The 21,261-nt window shown below is 60.8% G+C and carries 22 protein-coding genes; 7 read left to right on the forward strand and 15 right to left on the reverse strand.

Annotated elements, in window-relative coordinates:
* Positions 1-73: 73 nt before the first annotated feature.
* Together ACSBPU_RS10710 and ACSBPU_RS10715 are read right to left on the reverse strand one after the other, a co-directional pair.
* Positions 74-880 (reverse strand): RsiV family protein, encoded by an 807-nt coding sequence (locus ACSBPU_RS10710; RefSeq protein WP_442597985.1) that lies wholly within the window; start codon positions 878-880, stop codon positions 74-76.
* Positions 877-1,575 carry a glutathione binding-like protein gene (locus ACSBPU_RS10715; protein WP_442597987.1) on the reverse strand — a complete coding sequence of 233 codons (699 nt, stop codon included), beginning with the start codon at positions 1,573-1,575 and terminating at the stop codon, positions 877-879. Before ACSBPU_RS10715 ends, ACSBPU_RS10710 begins: the two co-directional genes overlap by 4 nt.
* 189 nt (positions 1,576-1,764) lie before the next feature.
* On the opposite strand from ACSBPU_RS10715, the gene arsC reads away from it, so the two are divergent.
* The 3 genes from arsC to ACSBPU_RS10730 all read left to right on the forward strand — a co-directional run bounded on the left by arsC (position 1,765) and on the right by ACSBPU_RS10730 (position 4,524).
* Positions 1,765-2,109, forward strand: coding sequence for an arsenate reductase (glutaredoxin) (gene arsC, locus ACSBPU_RS10720; protein WP_442597989.1), 345 nt, complete (start codon positions 1,765-1,767; stop codon positions 2,107-2,109).
* Between the two features lie 82 nt (positions 2,110-2,191).
* A complete protein-coding gene (locus ACSBPU_RS10725; RefSeq protein ID WP_180069319.1) occupies positions 2,192-3,058 on the forward strand; it encodes an EamA family transporter in 867 nt (288 codons plus the stop codon).
* A gap of 107 nt (positions 3,059-3,165) precedes the next feature.
* Positions 3,166-4,524 carry an NAD(P)H-dependent oxidoreductase gene (locus tag ACSBPU_RS10730; protein WP_442597991.1) on the forward strand — a complete coding sequence of 453 codons (1,359 nt, stop codon included), beginning with the start codon at positions 3,166-3,168 and terminating at the stop codon, positions 4,522-4,524.
* Here the strand turns inward: ACSBPU_RS10730 and ACSBPU_RS10735 are convergent.
* Positions 4,500-4,700, reverse strand: a complete 201-nt coding sequence (locus ACSBPU_RS10735) for a cation transporter (protein WP_180069312.1) — start codon at positions 4,698-4,700, stop codon at positions 4,500-4,502. The two genes, ACSBPU_RS10730 and ACSBPU_RS10735, sit on opposite strands and share 25 nt — an antisense overlap.
* Positions 4,701-4,800: 100 nt before the next feature.
* Between ACSBPU_RS10735 and cueR the strand changes: the two genes are divergently transcribed.
* Positions 4,801-5,199 carry a Cu(I)-responsive transcriptional regulator gene (cueR, locus tag ACSBPU_RS10740; RefSeq protein ID WP_442597993.1) on the forward strand — a complete coding sequence of 133 codons (399 nt, stop codon included), beginning with the start codon at positions 4,801-4,803 and terminating at the stop codon, positions 5,197-5,199.
* A gap of 149 nt (positions 5,200-5,348) precedes the next feature.
* Here cueR and ACSBPU_RS10745 read toward each other — a convergent pair whose 3' ends face one another.
* The 5 genes from ACSBPU_RS10745 to ACSBPU_RS10765 all read right to left on the reverse strand — a co-directional run bounded on the left by ACSBPU_RS10745 (position 5,349) and on the right by ACSBPU_RS10765 (position 11,401).
* Positions 5,349-6,629, reverse strand: coding sequence for an arsenic transporter (locus tag ACSBPU_RS10745; protein WP_442597995.1), 1,281 nt, complete (start codon positions 6,627-6,629; stop codon positions 5,349-5,351).
* Between the two features lie 224 nt (positions 6,630-6,853).
* Complete coding sequence (azu, locus tag ACSBPU_RS10750) at positions 6,854-7,303, reverse strand: azurin (protein ID WP_442597997.1); 450 nt, start codon at positions 7,301-7,303, stop codon at positions 6,854-6,856.
* 322 nt (positions 7,304-7,625) lie between these two features.
* Positions 7,626-8,504 carry an LOG family protein gene (locus ACSBPU_RS10755; protein ID WP_442597999.1) on the reverse strand — a complete coding sequence of 293 codons (879 nt, stop codon included), beginning with the start codon at positions 8,502-8,504 and terminating at the stop codon, positions 7,626-7,628.
* A gap of 71 nt (positions 8,505-8,575) precedes the next feature.
* Positions 8,576-10,957 (reverse strand): catalase, encoded by a 2,382-nt coding sequence (locus ACSBPU_RS10760; RefSeq protein ID WP_442598001.1) that lies wholly within the window; start codon positions 10,955-10,957, stop codon positions 8,576-8,578.
* A gap of 75 nt (positions 10,958-11,032) precedes the next feature.
* Complete coding sequence (locus ACSBPU_RS10765) at positions 11,033-11,401, reverse strand: DUF883 family protein (RefSeq protein WP_442598003.1); 369 nt, start codon at positions 11,399-11,401, stop codon at positions 11,033-11,035.
* Positions 11,402-11,561: 160 nt separating this feature from the next.
* Here ACSBPU_RS10765 and ACSBPU_RS10770 point away from each other — a divergent pair, with 160 nt between their 5' ends.
* The gene (locus ACSBPU_RS10770) at positions 11,562-12,029 is read left to right on the forward strand and encodes a PaaI family thioesterase (RefSeq protein WP_442598005.1); all 468 of its coding nucleotides are present in this window, start codon (positions 11,562-11,564) and stop codon (positions 12,027-12,029) included.
* A gap of 32 nt (positions 12,030-12,061) precedes the next feature.
* Positions 12,062-13,204, forward strand: a complete 1,143-nt coding sequence (locus tag ACSBPU_RS10775) for a CaiB/BaiF CoA transferase family protein (RefSeq protein ID WP_442598007.1) — start codon at positions 12,062-12,064, stop codon at positions 13,202-13,204.
* A gap of 156 nt (positions 13,205-13,360) precedes the next feature.
* Here ACSBPU_RS10775 and ACSBPU_RS10780 read toward each other — a convergent pair whose 3' ends face one another.
* Positions 13,361-14,155, reverse strand: coding sequence for an IclR family transcriptional regulator (locus ACSBPU_RS10780; RefSeq protein ID WP_442598009.1), 795 nt, complete (start codon positions 14,153-14,155; stop codon positions 13,361-13,363).
* Between the two features lie 90 nt (positions 14,156-14,245).
* On the opposite strand from ACSBPU_RS10780, the gene ACSBPU_RS10785 reads away from it, so the two are divergent.
* The gene (locus ACSBPU_RS10785; protein WP_442598011.1) at positions 14,246-15,232 is read left to right on the forward strand and encodes an acrylyl-CoA reductase family protein; all 987 of its coding nucleotides are present in this window, start codon (positions 14,246-14,248) and stop codon (positions 15,230-15,232) included.
* 35 nt (positions 15,233-15,267) lie between these two features.
* Here the strand turns inward: ACSBPU_RS10785 and ACSBPU_RS10790 are convergent, their stop codons facing one another.
* The 6 genes from ACSBPU_RS10790 to ACSBPU_RS10815 form a co-directional block, all read right to left on the reverse strand.
* Positions 15,268-16,323 carry a Bug family tripartite tricarboxylate transporter substrate binding protein gene (locus ACSBPU_RS10790; RefSeq protein ID WP_442598013.1) on the reverse strand — a complete coding sequence of 352 codons (1,056 nt, stop codon included), beginning with the start codon at positions 16,321-16,323 and terminating at the stop codon, positions 15,268-15,270.
* A 55-nt stretch (positions 16,324-16,378) separates the two neighbouring features.
* Positions 16,379-17,146 carry a glucose 1-dehydrogenase gene (locus ACSBPU_RS10795; protein WP_442598015.1) on the reverse strand — a complete coding sequence of 256 codons (768 nt, stop codon included), beginning with the start codon at positions 17,144-17,146 and terminating at the stop codon, positions 16,379-16,381.
* A 23-nt stretch (positions 17,147-17,169) separates the two neighbouring features.
* The gene (locus ACSBPU_RS10800; RefSeq protein WP_442598017.1) at positions 17,170-17,646 is read right to left on the reverse strand and encodes a MaoC family dehydratase; all 477 of its coding nucleotides are present in this window, start codon (positions 17,644-17,646) and stop codon (positions 17,170-17,172) included.
* Between the two features lie 21 nt (positions 17,647-17,667).
* Entirely contained in the window at positions 17,668-18,822 is a 1,155-nt protein-coding gene (locus tag ACSBPU_RS10805; RefSeq protein ID WP_442598019.1) for an acyl-CoA dehydrogenase family protein, read from the reverse strand.
* Positions 18,798-20,060, reverse strand: coding sequence for a CaiB/BaiF CoA transferase family protein (locus ACSBPU_RS10810; protein WP_442598021.1), 1,263 nt, complete (start codon positions 20,058-20,060; stop codon positions 18,798-18,800). The genes ACSBPU_RS10805 and ACSBPU_RS10810 overlap by 25 nt, the downstream gene beginning before the upstream one ends.
* A gap of 148 nt (positions 20,061-20,208) precedes the next feature.
* Positions 20,209-21,183, reverse strand: a complete 975-nt coding sequence (locus ACSBPU_RS10815; protein ID WP_442598023.1) for a Bug family tripartite tricarboxylate transporter substrate binding protein — start codon at positions 21,181-21,183, stop codon at positions 20,209-20,211.
* Positions 21,184-21,261: the final 78 nt, after the last annotated feature.

The raw sequence follows: 21,261 nt of genomic DNA on the forward strand, positions 1-21,261 counted from the left end.
CCCCATACGGGGTCTGACCCTGGTTCGAAGGAGCGGAAGCTGGAAGGGGTCAGACCCATTGGGTCTGACCCCTTCAGCCCGGCATGTACTCCGGCCGGAGCACGCCCTGCAGCTGATCGTAGGGAATCAACAATTCCGGCTGACCGGAACTGTATGGTGCGATTTGGTATGAGTCGTACTTGACGACAATGCCTTGGTCGCTCAGGCCGAAATTTTCGCTGGGCTGGAATGGCCATACGCGCCGGAATCCCTCGGGGTCGCGCTGCGCGTCCGGGTGGTTCTGCAGCCACTGCGCGTGAACACGCTGCAGGGCGGCTTCGAAAGCAGGTCGAGCCCCGTTTTGCAGCACGTCGTTCATGCCTAGCACCTTCTGATGGTCGTTGTCCCAATTCAGGAACTGGGTGGCGGACATGCCGTGGGCGGCGCCGGTCTTGTACATCCAGCTGTTCAGTTCAACCAGCGTGATGTGCCTGTTCCGGTAGCGCGTGCGTGCCGAAAGCAGCGTCGAGTCGCGGGCTGCGGCGGTTTTCCAGAAGTAATCCTCGTAGCCGGCTATGGTCGAGTACGGCGCTGCGGAATTACCGGCTATGTCGGTCATGGTCGCCAGGGCGTGATCGATAAGTTCGGTCAGGCGGGGAACGCCCGGGAATATGATCGAATCCAGCTCGAGCTTGGGGCATTCGCCCTTGCAGCCGGGCTTGCCCCGTTCCCACTTGATGGGTTGCGTAAAAAGGCCGTCCTTGCTGGTTTGCTCGGCGGTTTGAGCCGGGATCAAGGAGATGTTCTCGGTAGGGCCGCTGGCGCAGGCGGCCAGCACGGCGGCGAGGGCAAGCAATACGGCGCTGCGTCCGGCGCGCATTGGAAGGAGCATGGCGTTCATCTGACTGTGCTGGCGTCCTGTCCGAACAAAAGCTTCCGGGCCGCTTCGTCGTGCGCGGTGGGTGCCGGGTTGATTTCCTTCACCAGCTCATAAGCTCGCCGCGTCGCCGGGCGGGCCGCGATGGTTTCAAACCAGCGCTTGAGATGCGGGAAGTCGTTGAGGTCCTGGCTCTGGCGCTCGTGGGAGACCACCCATGGGTAGCATGCCATATCGGCGATGGAGTATTCCTCGGCGATGAATTCCCGGTCGGACAGCTGCTTGTTGAGCACGCCGTACAGCCTGCTGGTTTCCCGCACGTAGCGATCGATGGCGTAGGGAATTTTCTCGGTGGCGTAGGCATTGAAATGGTGATTCTGCCCGGCCATGGGCCCGAGCCCGGCCATCTGCCAGAACAGCCACTGCAGGGCGTCGTGGCGCCCACGCAGATCCTGGGGCAGGAACTGGCCGGTCTTCTCCGCCAGGTAGAGCAGGATGGCGCCGGATTCGAACAGGGAAATCGCGGGCCCGCCGTCAGCCGGATCGTGATCGACGATGGCCGGGATGCGGTTATTGGGTGCAATCTTGAGGAAATCGGGCTGGAACTGATCGCCCTTGCCGATATTGATGGGAAATATCTTGTACTCGAGGCCTGTTTCCTCAAGAAACATGGTGATCTTATGCCCGTTCGGGGTAGTCCAGTAATACAGATCTATCATGCGGAGCCTTTTCAGTGTTCGACGAATAGAAGGACAATGAATCTACTTTACCATGGGGGGTCAGACCCCGTACGGGGTCTGACCCCGAGTTTCGGCTTCTGGGGTAAGACCCCGCATGGGGGTCTGACCCCGGCCCGTCCTTGGAGTAATATGGCGCTTTCGTGACAACTATATGACAGCGATACGGCAATGAACAGGATCTATCATAATCCCCGCTGCGGTACCTCCCGCAGCGCTTTGCAAACCCTGCAGGATCGGGGACTGCAAGTTGAAATCATCGAATATCTGAAAACGCCGTTGTCCCGCGCCGAGCTGGCGCAATTGATCGCGGATGCCGGACTCACGGTCAGGGAAGCCGTCCGCGAAAAAGAGGACATCTACCGCGAACTGGGTCTGGACGACCCCGCCGTCGGCGACGACCGCCTGCTCGACGCCATGGCCGAGCATCCCATCTTGCTGAATCGTCCTTTCGTGGTCACGGAAAAAGGCACGCGACTTTGCCGTCCCGCAACGGTGATCGAAGAAATACTCTAATACCCGTTGACGCCGCCGGCCGTTTGGCGGCACCGGACCGTAGCCCAATCGTTCCACCGCCCGCGTATCTGCGCAAAGACCGATGACCCTCGAAACATTCTTGCTGGTGATTTGCGCCGCCGGGCTGCATGCCACGTGGAACATCATATCCAAGAAGGCCACCGGCGCCGCCGGGCACTTCGTCTTTTGCTATCGCAGCCTGTCGGCGCTGCTGTACGCGCCCTGGGTCGTCTACATATTGCTGGTGGACGGCATGACGTGGACCTGGCCCGCAGTGCTGTTCATTTTTCTGTCCAGTGTGCTGCACCTGGGATACAGCCTGTGCCTGCAATGGGGATACCAGGCCGCCGACCTGTCGGTGGTGTATCCCATCGCCCGGGGCACGGGCCCCTTGCTGTCCAGCCTGGCAGCCTTCGTCCTGCTGGGAGAGCCTGCGACGGTTCTGGGCCTCGCGGGCATCGGCTGTATCGTCGTCGGCATATTGCTGATCGCCTCCGGGGGTTCCTTGCGCCGATTCACGACGCCCCACGCGTGGGCAGGGGTGAAATGGGGGCTTTTCATCGGGCTGTTCATCGCCGCATACACGGTCACCGATGCGTATACGGTGAAAGTGCTCCTGGTGGCGCCCGTCGTGCTGGACTGGTTCTCGGCCACGGGCGGCGCTGCACTATTGGCGCCGAGGGCTTGGGTCCGGCGCCGCGAGCTTGTGCGCCAGATGCGCGGCAAATGGGGTTATGCCTTCGCCGTGGGCGCCTTGTCGCCCATGGCGTACATATTGGTGCTTTATGCGCTGCAGATGGGCGCACACGTCAGCCTGGTGGCGCCGCTGCGCGAAACCTCACTGATGATCGCCACGGTAGCGGGTTTCTTCATCCTCAAGGAGAAAGTCTCGGTTCCACGTGTCGCGGGATGCGTCATCATCGTCGCCGGGGTGATCCTGCTGGCATAAGGCCCGTCAACGCTTAAACACAGGCGGCGCCGGCTGGAGCCGCTTGCGCGTCATGACGGGCACAGGTGTATATTCTGTTGCTTTCGCGACAAGACGGAGACAGCTCGATGAGCCTTTATGCAAAACTACAAAAGCGCGCGGCCGACAACCGGCCTATACGTGTCGGCCTGATCGGCGCGGGGAAATTCGGCGCCATGTATCTGGCGCAGATTCCGCGCACACCCGGCGTACACTTGGTCGGCATTGCCGACCTTTCGCCGGATGCCGCCCGGACCAACCTTGGCCGGGTAGGCTGGGACAGCGCACGTCTGGAAGCGTCGTCCCTGCAGGATGCGCTGCGCCGGGGCACAACCTGGGTCGGGGACGACTGGCGAGCGTTGGTCGGCATGAGCGAGATCGACGTCATCGTGGAATGTACCGGCAACCCCATCGCCGCGGTCGAGCATTGCCTTGCCGCATTTCACCATGGAAAACACGTCGTGAACGTCACCGTCGAAGCCGATGCGTTTTGCGGCCCGTTGCTCGGCCGCAAGGCCGAGGAGGCCGGCGTGGTGTATTCCCTGGCGTTCGGCGACCAGCCCGCGCTCATCTGCGACCTCGTCGACTGGGCCCGGACCTGCGGTTTTCCAGTGGTGGCAGCGGGGCGCGGACATAAATGGCTGCCGCATTATGCGCAGTCGACACCTGAAACGGTTTGGGGATATTACGGGCTGACGCCCGAGCAAGCGGCTCGCGGCGGCCTGAATCCCAAGATGTTCAACAGCTTCCTGGATGGCTCCAAGCCTTCCATAGAGAGCTCTGCCGTCGCCAATGCCACGGGTCTGGCCGTGCCTTCCAACGGACTTTTGTATCCACCGGCGAGCATCGAAGACATCCCTTATGTGACCCGTCCCGTGGACGAGGGCGGGGTGCTGGAACGCAAGGGCATGGTCGAGGTCGTATCCTCGCTGGAACCGGACGGACGGCGCATCCCGTACGACATCCGCATGGGCGTGTGGGTGACGGTCGAGGCGGAAACCGACTACATCAAGAATTGCTTCGAAGAATACAACGCGCACACCGATCCCACCGGCCGCTATTTCACTTTGTACAAGCGCTGGCATCTGATCGGGCTGGAAGTCGGGATGTCGGTGGCGTCGGTTGCGCTGCGCGGCGAAGCCACCGGCGTTGCCACGGCATGGCACGCGGACGTCGTGGCCACCGCCAAGCGTGATCTGAAGCCCGGCGAAATGCTCGACGGCGAAGGCGGCTACACCGTGTGGGGCAAGCTGTTGCCCGCAGGCAAATCAACCGGAATCGGAGGCGTGCCCCTGGGCCTCGCCCACAACGTCAAGGTGATACGGCCCGTGAAGGCGGGCCAGAGCCTATGCTGGGACGACGTCGCCATGGATACCGCCACACCCGCCTACAAGGTCAGGCGGGAAATGGAGTTGCTGTTTGGTCAGGGGCGCTCCACAGGGCTATAGCCGGCGTCGCGAATGGCGGCTTCGACGCGATCGGCATTCGCAACGCCGCCCACTTTGACCGTGTGGGTCGCCAGGTCGATGTCGACGACCGCATCCGCCGCGACTTCCTTGATCGCTTTGGTGATGGTGGCTTCGCAATGCTTGCAGGTCATGTCCTGTACTTCGAATTCGATCATAAGATGCTCCTTGCTGAATTGATAAAATCATAAACCTTACAACTATGGTAATGTCAAACCGGGAGCACAGGGGTTCCCGTCTTCATTCCGGAGTGATCTCATGAACATCGGAGAAGCATCGGAAGCGTCCGCCGTGTCGCGCAAGATGATCCGCTACTACGAAAGCATAGGGCTCATACAGCCTGCGCGGCGCAGCGACGCCGGATATCGCAAGTACGGCGCGAACGACGTGCAGACGCTGCGCTTCATCAAACGATCGCGTGAATTGGGGTTTTCTCTGGATCGTATCCGGACGCTGATCGGACTTTGGGAAGACACGACGCGCCAGAGCGCCGACGTCAAACAATTGGCGCAGCAGCATATCGCCGAGTTGGACAGCGATATCGCCAAATTGCAGTCCATACGCGATCAGCTCGCGCATCTTGTGAATTGCTGCCATGGGGATAGCCGGCCCGAATGCCCGATACTGGCCGACCTGGGGGCAAGCCAGAACGGTTGAGGGGTCAGACCCCCTGCGGGGTCTGACCCCAAATCCCGAAAGGTTAAGGGGTCGGACCCCGTAGGGGGTCTGACCCCATGTCTCATGGCCCTATTCACGCACTCGGGGTCAGACCCCATACGGGGTCTGACCCCATCTCACAGCCCGGCTCACGCACTCAATCTGAGCGCCAGGGCGGCCAGGGTCAGCAATAGCACGGGAAGGGTCAGCACAATGCCTACCCGGAAGTAGTATCCCCAAGAAATGATCACACCCTTGCGCGCCAGCACATGCAGCCAGAGCAGTGTCGCCAGGCTGCCGATAGGGGTGATCTTGGGTCCCAGGTCGCTGCCTATCACGTTCGCATAAATCATGGCTTCCTTTACGACACCGCTGGCTTGGCTGGCATCGATCGACAATGCGCCGATCAATACGGTGGGCAGGTTGTTCATGACTGACGACAGCACTGCGGCTAGCACGCCTGTGCCCAGCGCCGCGCTCCATATTCCGTGGGTCGCGAAGTAGTCGAGCAGAGCGGTTACCCAGGCAGTGAGTCCGGCATTTCGCAGTCCGTAGACGACGAGATACATGCCCAGGGAAAAAACGACGATATGCCAGGGCGCTTCCCGCATGACCTTGCGCGTGCTGATGCGATGCCCGCGTCCGGCCACCAGCAGCAGGATGATCGCGCCCAGGGCCGCGATGGCGCTTACGGGGATGCCGGTGTGGCTCAGTCCGAAAAACCCCCCCAGCAGTCCCGCCAGCACCAGCCAGCCGGCGCGGAAGGTAGGAAGGTCGCGGATCACGCTGCGAGGTTCCGCCAACCGGCCTTCATAAGTGCGAGGAATGAAGCGGCCGAAATAGATGAGCAGTACGGCGAGCGTCGCACCGATGGAAACGAGATTGACGGGCGCCATGACCGAGGCATAGCGGGCAAAGCTGACCCCGAAAAAATCCGCCGACACGATATTGACCAAGTTGGAGACGACCAGCGGCAGGCTGGCGGTGTCCGAAATGAAACCGGCGGCCATGACGAACGCCAGGGTTGCAGCGGGGGTGAATCCAAGCGCCGACAGCATGGCCATGACGATGGGCGTCAGGATGAGCGCCGCGCCGTCGTTGGCGAACAGCGCTGAAACCGCGGCGCCCAACAGTATGATCAAGACAAAGAGCAGACGCCCGCTGCCACGGCCCCAGCGGGCGACGTGCAAAGCGGCCCATTCGAAGAATCCCGCCTCGTCGAGAAGCAGGCTGATGACGATGATGGCGATGAAGGCGGCGGTGGCGTTCCAGACGATTTGCCAGACTACGGGGATGTCGCTGGGCGCGACTACGCCGGATAGAAGACTAAGCGCCGCGCCCAGGCAGGCGCTCCAGCCGATTCCCAACCCGCGCGGCTGCCAGATGACGAGCACCAGGGTCAAGACAAAAATCAGCGCTGCAATACTCATAGGAGTGGAAGGCGGAGGGAGAAACAGATGGCGCTTGCCGCGCATTGGTCCCGCATACGGGACAGGCGCGATTATACGGGCTGCCGCTCAAAAAGGGCGGAAGGGAAGAGCGGGAGAAGGAGAACGTGCGGATCGCCGTTGGACGGCGGTCCGCACGCGGGCAAAAAAAAGCCGGGCCGGCCTGGAACAGACGGTCCGGCTTTCGCCGATAGGACGGGAACGGTTTAGCCGCTCAGCTTCACGGTGCCGGTCATGATGGCCCAGTGACCCGGGAAGGAGCAAAAGAATACGTAATTGTCGCTAGCCGAAAGCTTGCTGGCGTCGAAGGTAACGGACGTGGACTCGCCACCGCCGATGACCTTGGTATGAGCAATGACGCGATCGTCGCCTTCCTTGACATAGTCTTTGTCAAGGCCGGCGGTCATGCCGTCAGTGGCGACGCCTTGCTTGTCTACTTCCTTGGTGATCACGATATTGTGGCCCATTGCCGCCTTGGGCAGTTGGCCGGAGTGCTTGAGATTGACGGTGAATTCCTTGCATGACTTGTCAACGACGATTTCCTTCGTGCTGAACTGCATGGCGTCATTGCTATCGACGGTGACGTCACACTGCGCGGCCAATGCAGGCAGGCTCATGGCTGAAAGCAGGGCGGCGAAAGTGATTTTAGCTAGCATAGAAATCTCCAAAAGGAAAAAGGGGAAAAGCGGGAGGCAATGATGACGTAATGCTTGCATTGCCCAACATGGAAATTAAAACGCATTACATCAAGGGCAGTCTTGATACGTATCAACCATAACAGTTTTTAGCCCACACTCGCAGCAAGGTCTTGCATATAAACGCATTGGGAAACGAGGCCTTTCAATTCGTCTCGGGCGCTTACCCGGTGAAAGGCCTGGGGTCAGACCCCATTCGGGGTGTGACCCGCTGCATGTTTCTGAGGTCAGACCCTACAGGGTCTGACCCCCGGGCGTCATGGGTCTGACCCCTCAGACTTCATCAGCCCGCCCCTACGGAGCAGGCCTCCAGCGGCCCGGTCTGCACATTGAAGTGTTGCGCCAGTATTTCCACCGCCTCTTCCGCTTGCTCGACATGCGTGACCAGAGCGACGTCTTCATGTCCGATCATGCCTTGCTCCGCCAGAAAATCCAGATTCAAGGCCTGGTCCCAGAACTGCTTGCCGAAGAGCAGGATCGGTATGGGCGCCATTTTGCGTGTCTGGACCAGAGTTAGGACCTCGAACAGTTCATCGAGCGTTCCATAGCCACCAGGAAAAACGACCAGGGCGCGGGCGCGCAAAAGGAAATGCATTTTGCGCAGTGCAAAATAACGGAAATGAAAAGCGAGCTCGGGCGTGATGTAAGGATTCGGCTCCTGTTCGTGCGGGAGGGTGATGTTCAGGCCGATGGACCGGGATCCGACCTCGAAGGCGCCGCGATTGGCCGCCTCCATGATGCCCGGCCCGCCGCCCGTGACCACCGCGCATTCGAAGCAGGCGTTGTTCTGGAAAAGCTCCGACATCAAGTGTGTGAATCGTCTGGATTCGTTGTAGTAGTGCGAGTAGCGCACCTGGCGTTGCGCATCGGCCAGCATGCCGGCCATCTCTTTGTCGCGCGGATTGGCATCCACCAGCTCCTGCGCCTGAACGAGATAAGCCTGGGCGGTTTCGGGCGACATGATGCGCGCGCTGCCGTAAACCACCACTGTGCGCGTGATCTTGTGTTTGAGCAAGGCGTGCTCGACCTTGAGATATTCCAGCTGGAGACGCAAGGCGCGCGTTTCATCGCTGTTGAGCCAATCGAGATCTTCCGTAGCAGGCAGGTATGCGCTTGCCTGCCGGATCTTGTCTATCAAAGATTGGCGCTCTTCGTTCTTCATTGTTGCCCTCGGATGCCGCGTAAATAAGCCCGAGTGTAGCGCGCCGGCCTCGCGCGCATCCGAGGGAGCGATCAGGCGGCGGGCGGATCCGTTTCCCTGCCAAAATGACGATGCTTGCCCAGGGCCTGGATAAAGCTGTCGGCAGAGGACGCATCGACCATGTCGGACACCAGCAGCCCTTCGACGTTGCGCGCATTGTGCGGGATTCCGGCGGCATCGAGCAGCAACGATCCGGCCCCCAGCGCAAGCATGGCCTTGCTGTGCCGGAACTGATCGCGTACGAATTCCAGTGCGCGGCCATCCGCCGCCAATGCTTCCATGCCCACGGCGCCATCGGGTATCACCATGCCGTCGAACAGAGGCGAGGGGCTGTTTTCCAGTGTCGCGTCGGCATCCAGCACCAGCCCGTCATCGGCGGTGCATGGGCCGATCCGGCTGCCCACCAGGCGCACGACGGCGCCCGCGGCAATCAGGGCGTCGGCCACTGCCTGCGTCGTGGCGCCGGCGATATCGTCAGCAACGAGCACGGCGATCTTGCGCGTGGCAATGCGACCGTCTCCGGGCCGCGCCATCAAGGACAGGGCGGGAGACGTCTGCACTTCGGGCGCCGGCGGATTCGCGATGGCCAGAGGCATGGGCTCGGGCAATGCCATGCCCAGGCCGCCGGCTACGCCACTGGCGAGCACTTCTGACACATTGCGCAGCATGGAAACGATGCGTTCCCGCACGGCGGGTACGGTCACCTTGCTCAGTTCGAATGCAAAAGCCGAGATGATGTGCCGCTGCTCCGGCTCTGTCTGGCTATTGAAAAAGAGCGCCGCCTGATTGTAGTGTTCGCCGAACTTTTCTGGCTTGCCCCGAAGTTCGTCTCCCTTCACCGGCTCGGGGAAGGGCACGAAGCCCTGCATGCCGGCCTGGAATGGGCAGCCGCCTGCGAGCGAATTGGGTTCGTAAGAGACGCCGCCGCGATGAATGGCTTGCCGATGCATGCCGTCGCGCTGGTTGTTATGGACGGGAGCGAGCGGCGTGTTGATGGGCAGTTCGTGGAAATTCGGCCCGCCAAGGCGCGTGATCTGCGTATCGATGTAGGAATGGATGCGTCCGGCCAGCAAGGGATCGTTGGTGAAATCGATCCCGGGCACGACATGGGCCGTACAGAATGCGACCTGCTCCGTCTCGGCGAAGAAGTTGTCGGGATTGCGATTCAGGACCATGCGCCCGATGGGAGTGATAGGCACAAGCTCCTCCGGCACGATCTTGGTCGAGTCCAGCACATCGAAACTGAAGGCGTCGGCCTGCTCCTCGGTGAAGATCTGCACGCCCAGCTCCCACTCGGGATAATTGCCCGAGTTGATGGCCTCCCACAGATCCCTGCGGTGGAAATCGGGATCCGCGCCGGATATCTTCACCGCTTCGTCCCAGACCAGCGAATGGGTGCCCAGCATGGGGCTCCAGTGAAACTTGACCAATACCGACGAGCCGGCATTGTTTACAAAGCGGAAAGTGTGCACGCCGAAGCCCTGCATCATGCGGTAGCTTCGCGGAATCGCCCGGTCGGACATCTGCCACATCAGCATGTGTGTCGATTCCGGCATCAAGGAAACGAAATCCCAGAAGGTATCGTGCGCGGACGCGGCTTGAGGCATGGCATGGTGGGGCTCGGGCTTGACCGCATGCACGAGATCGGGGAACTTCATCGCGTCCTGAATGAAGAAGACCGGCATGTTGTTGCCGACCAAGTCCCAGATGCCCTCGTCGGTATAGAACTTCACCGCAAAGCCTCTTACGTCCCGGGCGGTGTCCTTGGACCCGCGCTCGCCGGCCACGGTGGAGAACCGTACGAAGACGGGGGTGATTTTGCCGGTTTCCTGGAAGGGCGCGGCGGCAGTCAGATCGGTCAAGGCCTTGTAGCATTCAAAGTAGCCATGCGCGCCCGAGCCTCGCGCATGCACGACTCGCTCGGGGATGCGTTCATGGTCGAAATGCGTAAGCTTTTCGCGAAGGATGAAGTCCTTCAGCAGTGCAGGGCCGCGCAGGCCGGCTTTGAGCGAATCCTGGTTGTTGGGTACCCTGACGCCCTGGTTGGTGGTCAACATCTGCCCGCTGCTGTCCGCCCGCACGCGCGACAGCTCTCCACTTGCGGCATTGAGCCCCTCGACCGCGGGTCCTTCGGTCTTGGCGGATGCGTTGCTTTCGGAAAGGGTGCTGGCAGTGACCAGGGAAGACGGAGGCTCGACGCTTTCCCCGGCAACAGGGTGGCGCGCATGCTCCAGGCCGTATTCGGTCTCTTTGGTCCGATTGTAAGGCCGAGCGGCGGCGGTTGCATTTCTGCCTCCGGCGAACTGCTCGGGTTCGGAATTGCCAGTGGGCCCAGACGCGGGCCCACTGTCGGTGTTGATAAAAGCGGTGGGCACGGGGCCCTGGCGTGGATTCTTAGGGGGACGGGTAGCCATGAGAGGACTCCATTGCTTGCAGTATGTCCGGCCGGGTTCGGCCGCTGCCCGTCACAGCAATATTCATGCCGAAATCTACTTGCGGTGGCAGAGCATCCCCAGCAGGAATCCAACCCCGGCTGCGCACGTGATGGCGTGCCATGGCCGCGTCTCTACGTAGACGTCCGCGCAATCCACCGCACGGCGCATGTAACCGCTAGCCGCATCGGCCGCGGTATCGACCGCGTCGCCAAGGGCGCCCCTGGCCACGTTGAGTTGTTCCCGCAGCCGCTGTCTCAGCGCGGCGATATCTGTCTGGCTCTCATCGTCCAGAATTGCGTCCAGCTCATTCAGCCAGACCGCCGCATCACCTTTTCCTCGCCGACCGCGCTCGCTGTAGGAAGAACCCCTGTCCGCCCGCGTGGTGCCCTCGGTTTCAAAAGAATCGTTCGGTGTTTCAGCCATGATCGCTCCCCAATAAGTCGGTTGGCCCGGCATTTTCCAGGCAGAGGCGGGGAAGCAATTGGCGTTCCCGGCACCGTGGACTCCTGATGGTTTTTCACCCAATTGACGTTATGAACATCGTTCAATATCATGAACATCATGGTAAAACATATGAACTTTCATGCATACTGATTTCAGAGAAATGGCCGATCGATTCGTACAGCGCAGCCCATTCAATCGCTGGTTGGGCATGTCGTGCACCGACGCGGAAGAGGGCAGGGTCGTTCTATCCATCAAATGGCGGGAAGAATTGATATCCAGCCCCGAACTTCAATCCACTCATGGCGGCATCCTGGCCGCTATGGTGGATTGCGCCGCCGACTACGCAATCGCCCTAAGCGTTGGCCATGCGGTCCCTACGATGGATCTGCGCATCGATTATCACCGCATGGCAACACCGGGAGACTTGGTGGCGGAAGGCAAAGTCATCAACCTGGGCAAACGTTTCGGAACCGCCGAGGCGCGGGTGCACGATATGAAGGGAAGACTGATCGCCAGCGGACGCGGGTTGTATCTGGTTCGTGCGCCGGAACACGGGACTACCGCCACGGCACTCCCCGCCCAGTCTCATATCCGACCCGCTCAATAAAGGACTAACCATCATGCTTGGAGGATGCCGTCTTGGGACCGCTTGAAGGAGTAAAAATCGTCGAACTGGCAGGGATAGGCCCCAGTCCCATGGCCGCCATGCTGTTGGCCGATCTCGGCGCCACGGTCCTGCGCATCGAAAGAACGGTGCCCGCCGCGCTTGGAATCGAGCGGCCTCTCAAATACAACGTATTGCTGCGCAACCGGAAAACCATCGCCATCGACCTTAAAAGCACGGAGGGCAAGGATTTCGTCCTGCGGTTGATACAGGAAGCCGATGCGCTGATCGAAGGTTTCCGGCCGGGCGTGACTGAACGCCTGGGCCTGGGTCCTGAGGCCTGCTTTGCCCGAAATCCGCGCCTCGTCTACGGGCGTATGACGGGTTGGGGCCAGAACGGTCCGCTCTCCCAGGTAGCGGGGCACGATCTGAACTATATCGGCCTGACCGGCGTACTGGACGCCACGGGACGTGCCGGCGCGCCTCCGACGCCACCTCTCAATCTTGTCGGGGACTTTGGCGGAGGCGCGCTGTATCTCGCACTGGGCGTATTGGCCGGCATAATCGAAGCACGCCGATCAGGCATAGGCCAGGTTGTCGATGCGGCCATCGTAGATGGCGCCGCATCGCTTGCAACTTCGCTGTTCGGCCTGCATGCCGCAGGACTCTGGAGCGGCTCCCGCGGGAATAATTTGCTCGATTCCGGCGCTTACTTCTACGAAGTCTATGAATGCGCAGATGGAAAATGGATATCCGTGGCGGCAATCGAAAAGAAATTCCATGACAGACTGCTCGAATTGATCGGTGTGGATCACGAGGAGATCGGTCTTCAGAACGATCCCAGCGGATGGCCGCGTGCGAAGGCCGTCCTGTCTGCTCGGTTCAAGACCCGTACCCAGCAAGAGTGGTGCGATTTGCTTAGCCAAGAGGACGTATGCGTGGCGCCTGTACTGTCGCTCGACGAGGCCGCCCTTCATGCGCATATCCGGGAACGCGAGGTACTGATCGATGTCGATGGCGTGATGCAGCCCGCACCGGCTCCGCGCTTTTCGCGCACAGTGCCCGATCGTCCCTCGCCGCCGAAGGCTGCCGGCGCCGAGAGCGTGGCCGAGGCGCTCTGCGGCTGGCTGTCCCCAAGCGAGCTCCAGGCGTGGGGTCAGACCCCGTACGGGGTCTGACCCCTGGCTACGCTGCCGGTTCTTTTCTTTGGGGTCAGACCCCATACGAGGTCTGACCCTTGGCTACGCTGCCGGTTCTTTTTTGGGGTCAGACCCCATACGGGGTCTGACCCCGCCTTCGGCGTTAACAGGCCCCGACCTGGGTCGGGCGCGGGGTCAATTACCCGGCATGTGGGCAAGCGTCTGGGAAGCGCTGGCGGCGACTTCCGCGATGATGGTCCGAAGCTGCGGTATGGCCTCTTTGAGCCGTTCGCTGGGTGCGACGACCAGCAATGCGTGCGTTGCCGTGCCATCGGCCTTGACGATGGGCGCCGCAATGCCGGATGCCCCGGAGACCAAGCTGCCCAGATTGAGCGCAATTCGGGAAATCCGTATTTCATCGAGTTCTTTCTGAAGCTCGGATTTCGTGATCGGGAATTTCGCCGCCAGCGGTTTCAGCTTCACGTTCTTCAGATAATTCTGGCACCACGTTGGTTCCTGGAAAGCAAGCAGCGCCTTGCCGGCGGCGGACCCGTACAAGGGGCGCGTCGTACCGATGGGCGCCGAATAGCGGATGGGCTGCCTGCTTTCTATGCCGTCGACATAGGTGACGAGCTTGGCCTCCTTGTCGATGACCGACAGGTAGACGCTTTCGTTGCTGCGCTCGGCCAGCTCTTCCATGTACGGCCGCATGATCTGCGTGGTGCCCGCACTGGCCAGAACTTCCGCCGACAGTTGGAATATGGACGGGCCCAGCTCGTAGCGCCCCGAAGAATGAGCAAGATACTTGTGCGCAACCAGTGGTCTCAATATAAGCAACAAGCTGCTTTTCGGAGCATCGAGCGCAGCGCTGAGCTCGGCCAGCGTCACGCCTTCGCGGGTCCGTGCGATGGCTTCGAAAATGCCAAGAATACGCAGCAGCGAACGAGGCTCATTTGGCGAGGATTTGCTTTTGGGGGGACTGGAAGCCATGAAGACGACAATGAGATGAAAACGCGAACCGCGGATGATATCCGCCGTTCATAATCATGAATGATACCTTAATCAAAGGCTTGAGCAAATATGGACCATGAAGAATTCAAGGCGTTCCAGATCCGCAGGAACGGCGAAATCAGCTCCGGTTTGACACGCGTCGTGCTGGACGACCTGTCGCCGGGCAATGTGCTGATCCGCAGCGCGTTCGCCGGCGTCAACTACAAGGACGCCTTGGCGACGACGCCTCATGGAAACGTCATTCGCCACTTTCCCCGTATCGGCGGGAGCGACGCATCCGGCTGGGTGGCCGCGTCGACCGACCCTCGCTTCAAGGAGGGCGACAAAGTCGTGGTGTGCGGCCGGGGATTCGGCACGGAGCATGATGGCGGCTTCGCTGAGCTCATCCGGGTTCCGGCGGACTGGGTCGTCAAAATACCGTCAGCCATGAGCCTGCGCGACGCCGCAGGCCTGGGCATCGCCGGCTATACCGCAGCGCTTGCGGTGGTCCTGCTGCATGAAGCGGGGCTGCGTCCGGAGCTGGGTAGAGTGTTCGTCAATGGCGCAACAGGTGCGGTGTCCGGCATGGGGATCGAAATGCTGGCTAGCCTGGGGTATCAAGTGACTGCGGCCAGCTCGAAATCCGGCGCAAACTCATACCTTGAAGCCTTGGGCGCTGACGAAATCCTGGATGCATCCATGGCGGACAGCGGCAAACCCCTGGAGAAGGCCCGTTGGGCGGCAGCGCTGGATGCCTTGGGAGGGCAGGACCTGAGTTTCCTGCTGCGCTCCTTGAAACCTAGGGGCTGCGTCGCGAGCTTCGGCAATGTAAAAGGCAACGAGGTCAACATGAGCGTATTGCCGTTCATTCTGCGCGGCGTAAAGCTCATCGGCGTGAATGTGACCTACTACATGGATCGCGAAGTCGAGCTGTGGGATAGGCTTGCAAGCGATTTGAATCCCGCGCGCATGCTCGCGGACGTCCGTTCCATCTCTCTGGAAGAGCTGCCGGGGCACTTGGAGCGCATGCTGGAAGGGCGGACTACGGGCAGGACGGTCGTGGCATTTCCCGCATGAAATACCACGACTGCCACGCCCTGGCGGTCTGGGACTCAGTCTAGCGACAGATTGGCGTCCTTGATGACCTTGGAGAGCGCGTCGATTTCCTTCTTCAGGAAGACGCCGTACTCTTCAGCCGAGGATGGCGTTGCCTGCGCGCTCTGGCCTGCAAAGAATTCCCGCACTTCTTTGGCCGACAGCGCCTTGTTCACGGCGGCGTTCAGCTTGGCGACGATGTCCGTGGGTGTGCCCGCCGGCGCCATCAGGCCTGACCAAGCGGCCAGGTCGAGGTCCTTGGCAACCGTCTCGTGTAGAGTGGGCACGCCCGGCAGGGTCTGTAGCGGCTGTATGGTGGCCACGGCAAGCGCTTTCGCACGGCCCGATTGGACGGCGGGTATGGCGCCCGCCGATGTGGCAAAGTAGTAGTCCACTTGCCCGGCCATCAGGTCCACGATCGCGGGCGCTTCGCCTTTGTAAGGAATATGCGTGCCTTTGATGCCGACCGCATCCTCGAACGACAGGGCGGCAAGGTGGGTGACATTCCCGTTTCCAGCCGACGCATAGTTGAGTTCACCGGGGTTCTTCTTTGCGTAGGCCACAAACTCCTCCACCGTCGCGAAGCGCGACTTGGCCGGGACGATCAGCACGATGGGCAGGCTCGCCGTACGTGCTACGGGAACGAAATCGGTGCTGACATTGTAGGTCAGGCGCTTGCCGTACAGCGCGGGGCTCGATGCGATGGACGAGGTGTTGTACAGCAGCGTGTAGCCATCGGCGGGCGCTCGCGCCACCGACTCCGCGGCGATATTGCCATTGGCGCCCGGCTTGTTGTCGATGACGACATTCGCGTTCAGCGTATCCGCCATATGCCGGGCGATCGCCCTGGCGATGGCGTCCGTGCCTCCGCCCGCGGAAAAGCCCAGTACGATCTTGATCGGCTTGGACGGAGAGGCATCCTGGGCGATTGCCGGCGCCGATACGGAAAACAGCGACATGCCTGCCGCCGCGACGAGGCTTGCGCCCGCCAGCTTCAGGAGAACGCGGCGATTCTTGCTTGAGGCAGATACGCCGTTCAGGTTGAAATGAGGGTTGCGCATGATTGGGGTCATTATGTTGGTCTCCATACATTAATCAGGCCAGAGAGGCGTGCAGGCCTCTCCGGCATCAGCCAGCCATCGTCAATCCGCCGGAAACCGACAGAACCTGGCCCGTGATGAACGCTGCATCATCGGAGGCAAGGAAACAGATGGCGCCCACGACATCGCCGGGCTGTCCCAGGCGGCCGAAGGGTATTGCGCGCTCCAGGGCCTTTCGGAGCTTTTCACCGCTTTCCCCCTCACCGGCGAAATCGCGGAACAGGGCGGTGTCCGTCGGGCCGGGGCAAACTACGTTGACATTGATCTGCTTGCGGGCAAATTCGCGCGCAATCGTCTTGGTGAAAGCGATGATGCCCCCCTTGCAGGCCGAGTACACGGACTCGCCCGAAGAGCCGACCCGACCGGCGTCCGAGGCTACATTCACGATGCGCCCACGGCCCCGTTCGGCCATACCTTTGAGTACTGCATGATGCAGATTGATCGGTCCCTTCAGATTGATGCTGATGAGCTTGTCCCAAAGCGGCGGATCGGTGTCCAGAAAACGGGCGGCATGGTCCCAGCCGGCATTGTTCACCAGGACATCGACAGGGCCGTGCCGCTGCTCGATGTCAGAGATGGCACCGACTACGAGCTCATAGTCGCTGATGTCGACGGCATGCGCCGAGGCGGTCCCGCCCGCGCCGGTGATTTCTTCCTGAACGCTTCGGGCGCCGGCTTCGTTCAGGTCGATGATTGCCACTTTTGCGCCTTCCTCGGCGAAGCGTTTGCACAGCGCGGCGCCGATTCCGCCGCTGCCGCCGGTGATGACGACTACCTTGTCCTTCAAATTCTTCATTGCTTGCTCCTGCCGGGTTCGGATCATTGTTTGCGGCACTTGATCATGCGCAACGGGGTATAGACCAGCACGACGGTGCCGTCCTGCTTGACCACCTTGTTGCGCGTCCTGACCAGGCCGCGACCGGGCCTGCTGCTGGAAAGCCTGGCTTCGATGACTTCGCACTCCACATGGACGGTATCGCCGACGAAAGCCGGATTCTTGATATCCAGTTCCATATTCAGAAAGGCATAGCCTGTCTTCTGCATCGTGGACTGAGTCAGCAGGCCTTCGGCAATGCCATAGACGAACGAGCCGGGCGCGAAACGGCCCTTGATGTCGGACTCGTTCTTGACGAACTCCATATCGGTGAAGAGGACTTCAGTCATGTGGATGCAGTTGATGAAGGCGCATACGTCGGCGTCCTGGATCGTTCGCCCCAGGGTCTTGAACCGGCGCCCGACAGGCAGGTCTTCGTAATACATGCCGAGACCGACGGTCTCGATTTCCTCGTTGTTCATGGTCGTTTTCCTTGGTTGGTTTCATTTGCGGGCCGGACGGCCCAATAGACTGTTGCCGATGATGTTGCGCTGTATCTGGTTGGTGCCTTCGATGATCTGAAGCACTTTGGCATCGCGGAAATAACGGTTGATGGGATATTCCGCCGAGATTCCAGCCGCCCCGAAAAGCTGGACGGCATCCGTGGCGACCTTCATTGCCGTGTCGCTGGCAAAGCATTTCGCCATGGCGGCAATCGGGGCGAGTTCAGCCGCTGGCGCGCCCGAGTCGACCAGTGAGGCGGCGCGGTAGACGAGATGCCGCGCGGCTTCGGTTTGCATGGCCATGTCGGCAAGCATCCAGCGCACGCCCTGGAAGTCGCTGACTTGCTGTCCGAACGCCGAACGGTTCTTGACGAAGTCAATCGCATGGTCGATGGCGCCCTGAGCCAGGCCGATGCCGCGCGCACCGATGAGTGGTCGGCTGGCATTGAAGGCTTCCATGACGGACCGGAAGCCGCCTTCGAGTTTGCTGTCCTCAGGAACGAATACATCGTCTATGAACAAAGGGCAGGAAGGTACGCCGCGCGCTCCCATTTTTTCTTCTTTGCGCCCGACTTCCAGGCCCTTGGCATGCCGATCCACGATGAACAGATGGATGCCGTCGCTGTCGTCGATGCGCAGCCTTGCCGCGACCAGGATGAAGTCGGCGATATCGGCATTGGTGCACCAGATCTTGGCGCCGTTCAGCACGAAGCCACCCGTGCATGGTTCAGCGCGAGTCTTGATGCCGTTCACGTCCGAGCCGCTCTGCGCCTCTGTCGTGGAGAAGGCGCCCCGCAGGTCTCCTGCCGCCAAGCCCGGAAGGAGGCGTGCCTTCTGCTCTTCCGTTCCGCTGGCGAGAATCGCGCCGAACGGCAGCCATTGCACCAGGAGCAGGTAGGCGGTGTTGTAGCAGACCCGGCCGAACTCCTCGATCGCCAGGCAGGCGGAAAGCATGCTGCCCGTGCCGCCGTACTGTTCGGGAAAGGGCAGGGTGAAGAGTCCTAATTCCTTCAGCAGCGCGAACATGTCGTGGGGATACTCGCCGGACCGGTCGATCCCGTCGGCCCTCGGAGCAACCCGTTCGCGCGCCACGCGCCGGATCAGGTCCTGGATCTGCCGTTGATCGTCGTTCAATGCGTATTGGCCGTCTTGCATGGCTGAGCTCCGGTTTCAATGATGTTGTCGGATTGAAGTTCGGCGATGGCTGCCGACGTCTTGCCCAGCACGGACGCAAGCACCTCTGCCGTATGCTGCCCACGTAGCGGCGGTGGATGGCGGTACTCGACAGGGGTCGCGGACAAGCGGATGGGATTCGCGACCATGCCGATCGTGCCGCCGTTCGGATGCGGCATATCGACGCGCATCTTGCGGTGCGCGACTTGAGGATGCTGGAAGACCTGCTCGTAATTGTTGATCGAACCACTGGGTACTTCGGACTCGGCCAGCAGGCTCAGCCAGTGCGCCGATGGCCGGCTTCGGAGGATGGCGCCCAGTGCGCTGGTCAGCGCGTCCCGGTTTATGTTTCGCTGCGACATGGTCATGAAACGTGGATCGGTGGCGAGCTCGGCGCAACCGATCAGGGCGCATAGTTTTCGATACTGTCCATCGTTCCCGCAGGCGATGATGATGTGGCCGTCCGCTGTCTCGAAGGTCTGGTACGGCGTGAGATTCGGATGCTCGTTGCCCCAGCGGCGGGGAATCTTGCCGCTCGCGAAATAGCTTGCGATCTGATTCGAGCCGAAGTTGACGACAGTATCCAGCAACGCGACGTCGATGTGCTGCCCGGCGCCGGTAAGATGCCGGCTTTCGATCGCGGCCAGGATGCCGATCGTGGCATTCAGGCCGGTCAGCACGTCACCCACGGCGATGGCCGACTTCATTGGGCCGCCGCCCGCTTTGTCGTCGCGCTCCCCGTTGATGCTCATCAGGCCGCCTTCGCCCTGAAAGATGAAATCGTAGCCAGGACGTTTCGCATACGGACCGTCCTGCCCGTAACCGGTGATCGAGCAATAGATGAGACCGGGGTTGAGCGATTTCAGGTCGGCGTAGGACAGGCCGTAGCGGGCGAGGTCTCCGACCTTGTAGTTCTCGACCAGTACGTCGCACTCGCGAGCCAGCTCGCGGACGAGCGCCTGTCCTTGCGGGCTGGCAAGATCAACGGCAATGGATCGCTTATTGCGATTGGTGGAGCTGAAGTAGGCCGAATCTTCGGTGTTTCCGCCATCGGCGTCCGGTATCCAGGGCGGCCCCCAGTGCCGGGTATCATCTCCTGACACCGGCCTTTCCACCTTGATGACGTCCGCGCCAAGGTCGGCCAGCATTTGCGTGCACCACGGACCGGCCAGTACGCGCGTCAAATCGAGAACGCGGATGTGTGAAAGAGCGCCGGACATATCAGCGACCTCCTGTCTTGCTGTGTACTTTCATGAAACCCAGTTTCCTGCCTAAAAAATGAAGCCTTGCTTCCGTTGTGACACGGGCATCGGCGGTTGCTACATAATCATGTTGATATAAAAAGAAGATCGACTTGCCTTAAGCGCATCAATCCAGGCTGATGCCCGAGGACTCGACGACTTGCTTCCACTGCCCGATGTGCCCGTCGAGAAATGCCGCGAACTCCGCCGGACCGGATCCGATGGCTTCGGCGCCTTGCGAAGCCAGGCGTGCCTTGACTTCCGAGTTGCTCAGCGCATCCTTGTAGGCGGCATTGAGTCTTTGGATGACCGCCTCGGGCGTGCCGGCCGGCACCATGAGGGCCTGCCATGCGCCCATTTGAAAGCCGGGCAGTATGACTTCGCTGGCGGTAGGAACGTCGGGCAGCAGTGGCGACCTCTTCTCGCTGGTTACCGCAAGAGCCCTTACTTGTCCGGCATCCACGTAGGCCCGAGCGGAATTGATGGGGTCCGCCAGCAAATCGATGCGTCCGGCAATGAAATCGGGAAACGCGCCGGCACCGCCTTTATAGGGAACATGGGTGGCCTCGATACCGGCGGCCTTGAGGATCACGTACATGCCCAGGTGTGTCAGATTGCCCGTTCCCGAGGAACCATAATTGAGGCTGCCCGAGTGCTTGCGTTCGTATTCACCCAGTTCAGCCAGGCTTTTCACCCCAAGTTGGTTGCTGGCCATGATGAGCAGAGGCTGGTCGACCAGCAGCGAAACCGGTGCCAGATCTTTATGCAAGTCGTAAGACACTTTCTGGCCAAAGGCGGCGGTGTAGCCCAGGGCGGATGTGCTGTGCAGCAAGGTATAGCCGTCGGGCTTGGCATTGGCGACGGCTTCGGCGCCGATGTTGCCATTGGCGCCAGGCCGGTTTTCAACGATGACCGGCACGCCCAGATTGCCGGAAACATGATTGGCCAGCAGCCGCGCGACCTGATCGGTGGAACCGCCGGGCGCGAAGGGAACCACGATGCGTATGGGTTTGGTTGGATAGGCCTGCGCTGTGGCGGCGTGTACCGGAGTCGATAAGACGCAGCCGATCGCAAGATTCCTGAGTAGGCGGGAAAAGATCATTTTTTGTCTCCTGAGGTGGCTTGGCAAGTTACGCTTTTATTCATAATGATGAATGATGTTCATTTATTCTATAAGACG

It is taken from the genome of Parapusillimonas sp. JC17 (genome assembly GCF_052180245.1).
In the GTDB taxonomy this organism is placed as follows: domain Bacteria; phylum Pseudomonadota; class Gammaproteobacteria; order Burkholderiales; family Burkholderiaceae_B; genus Parapusillimonas.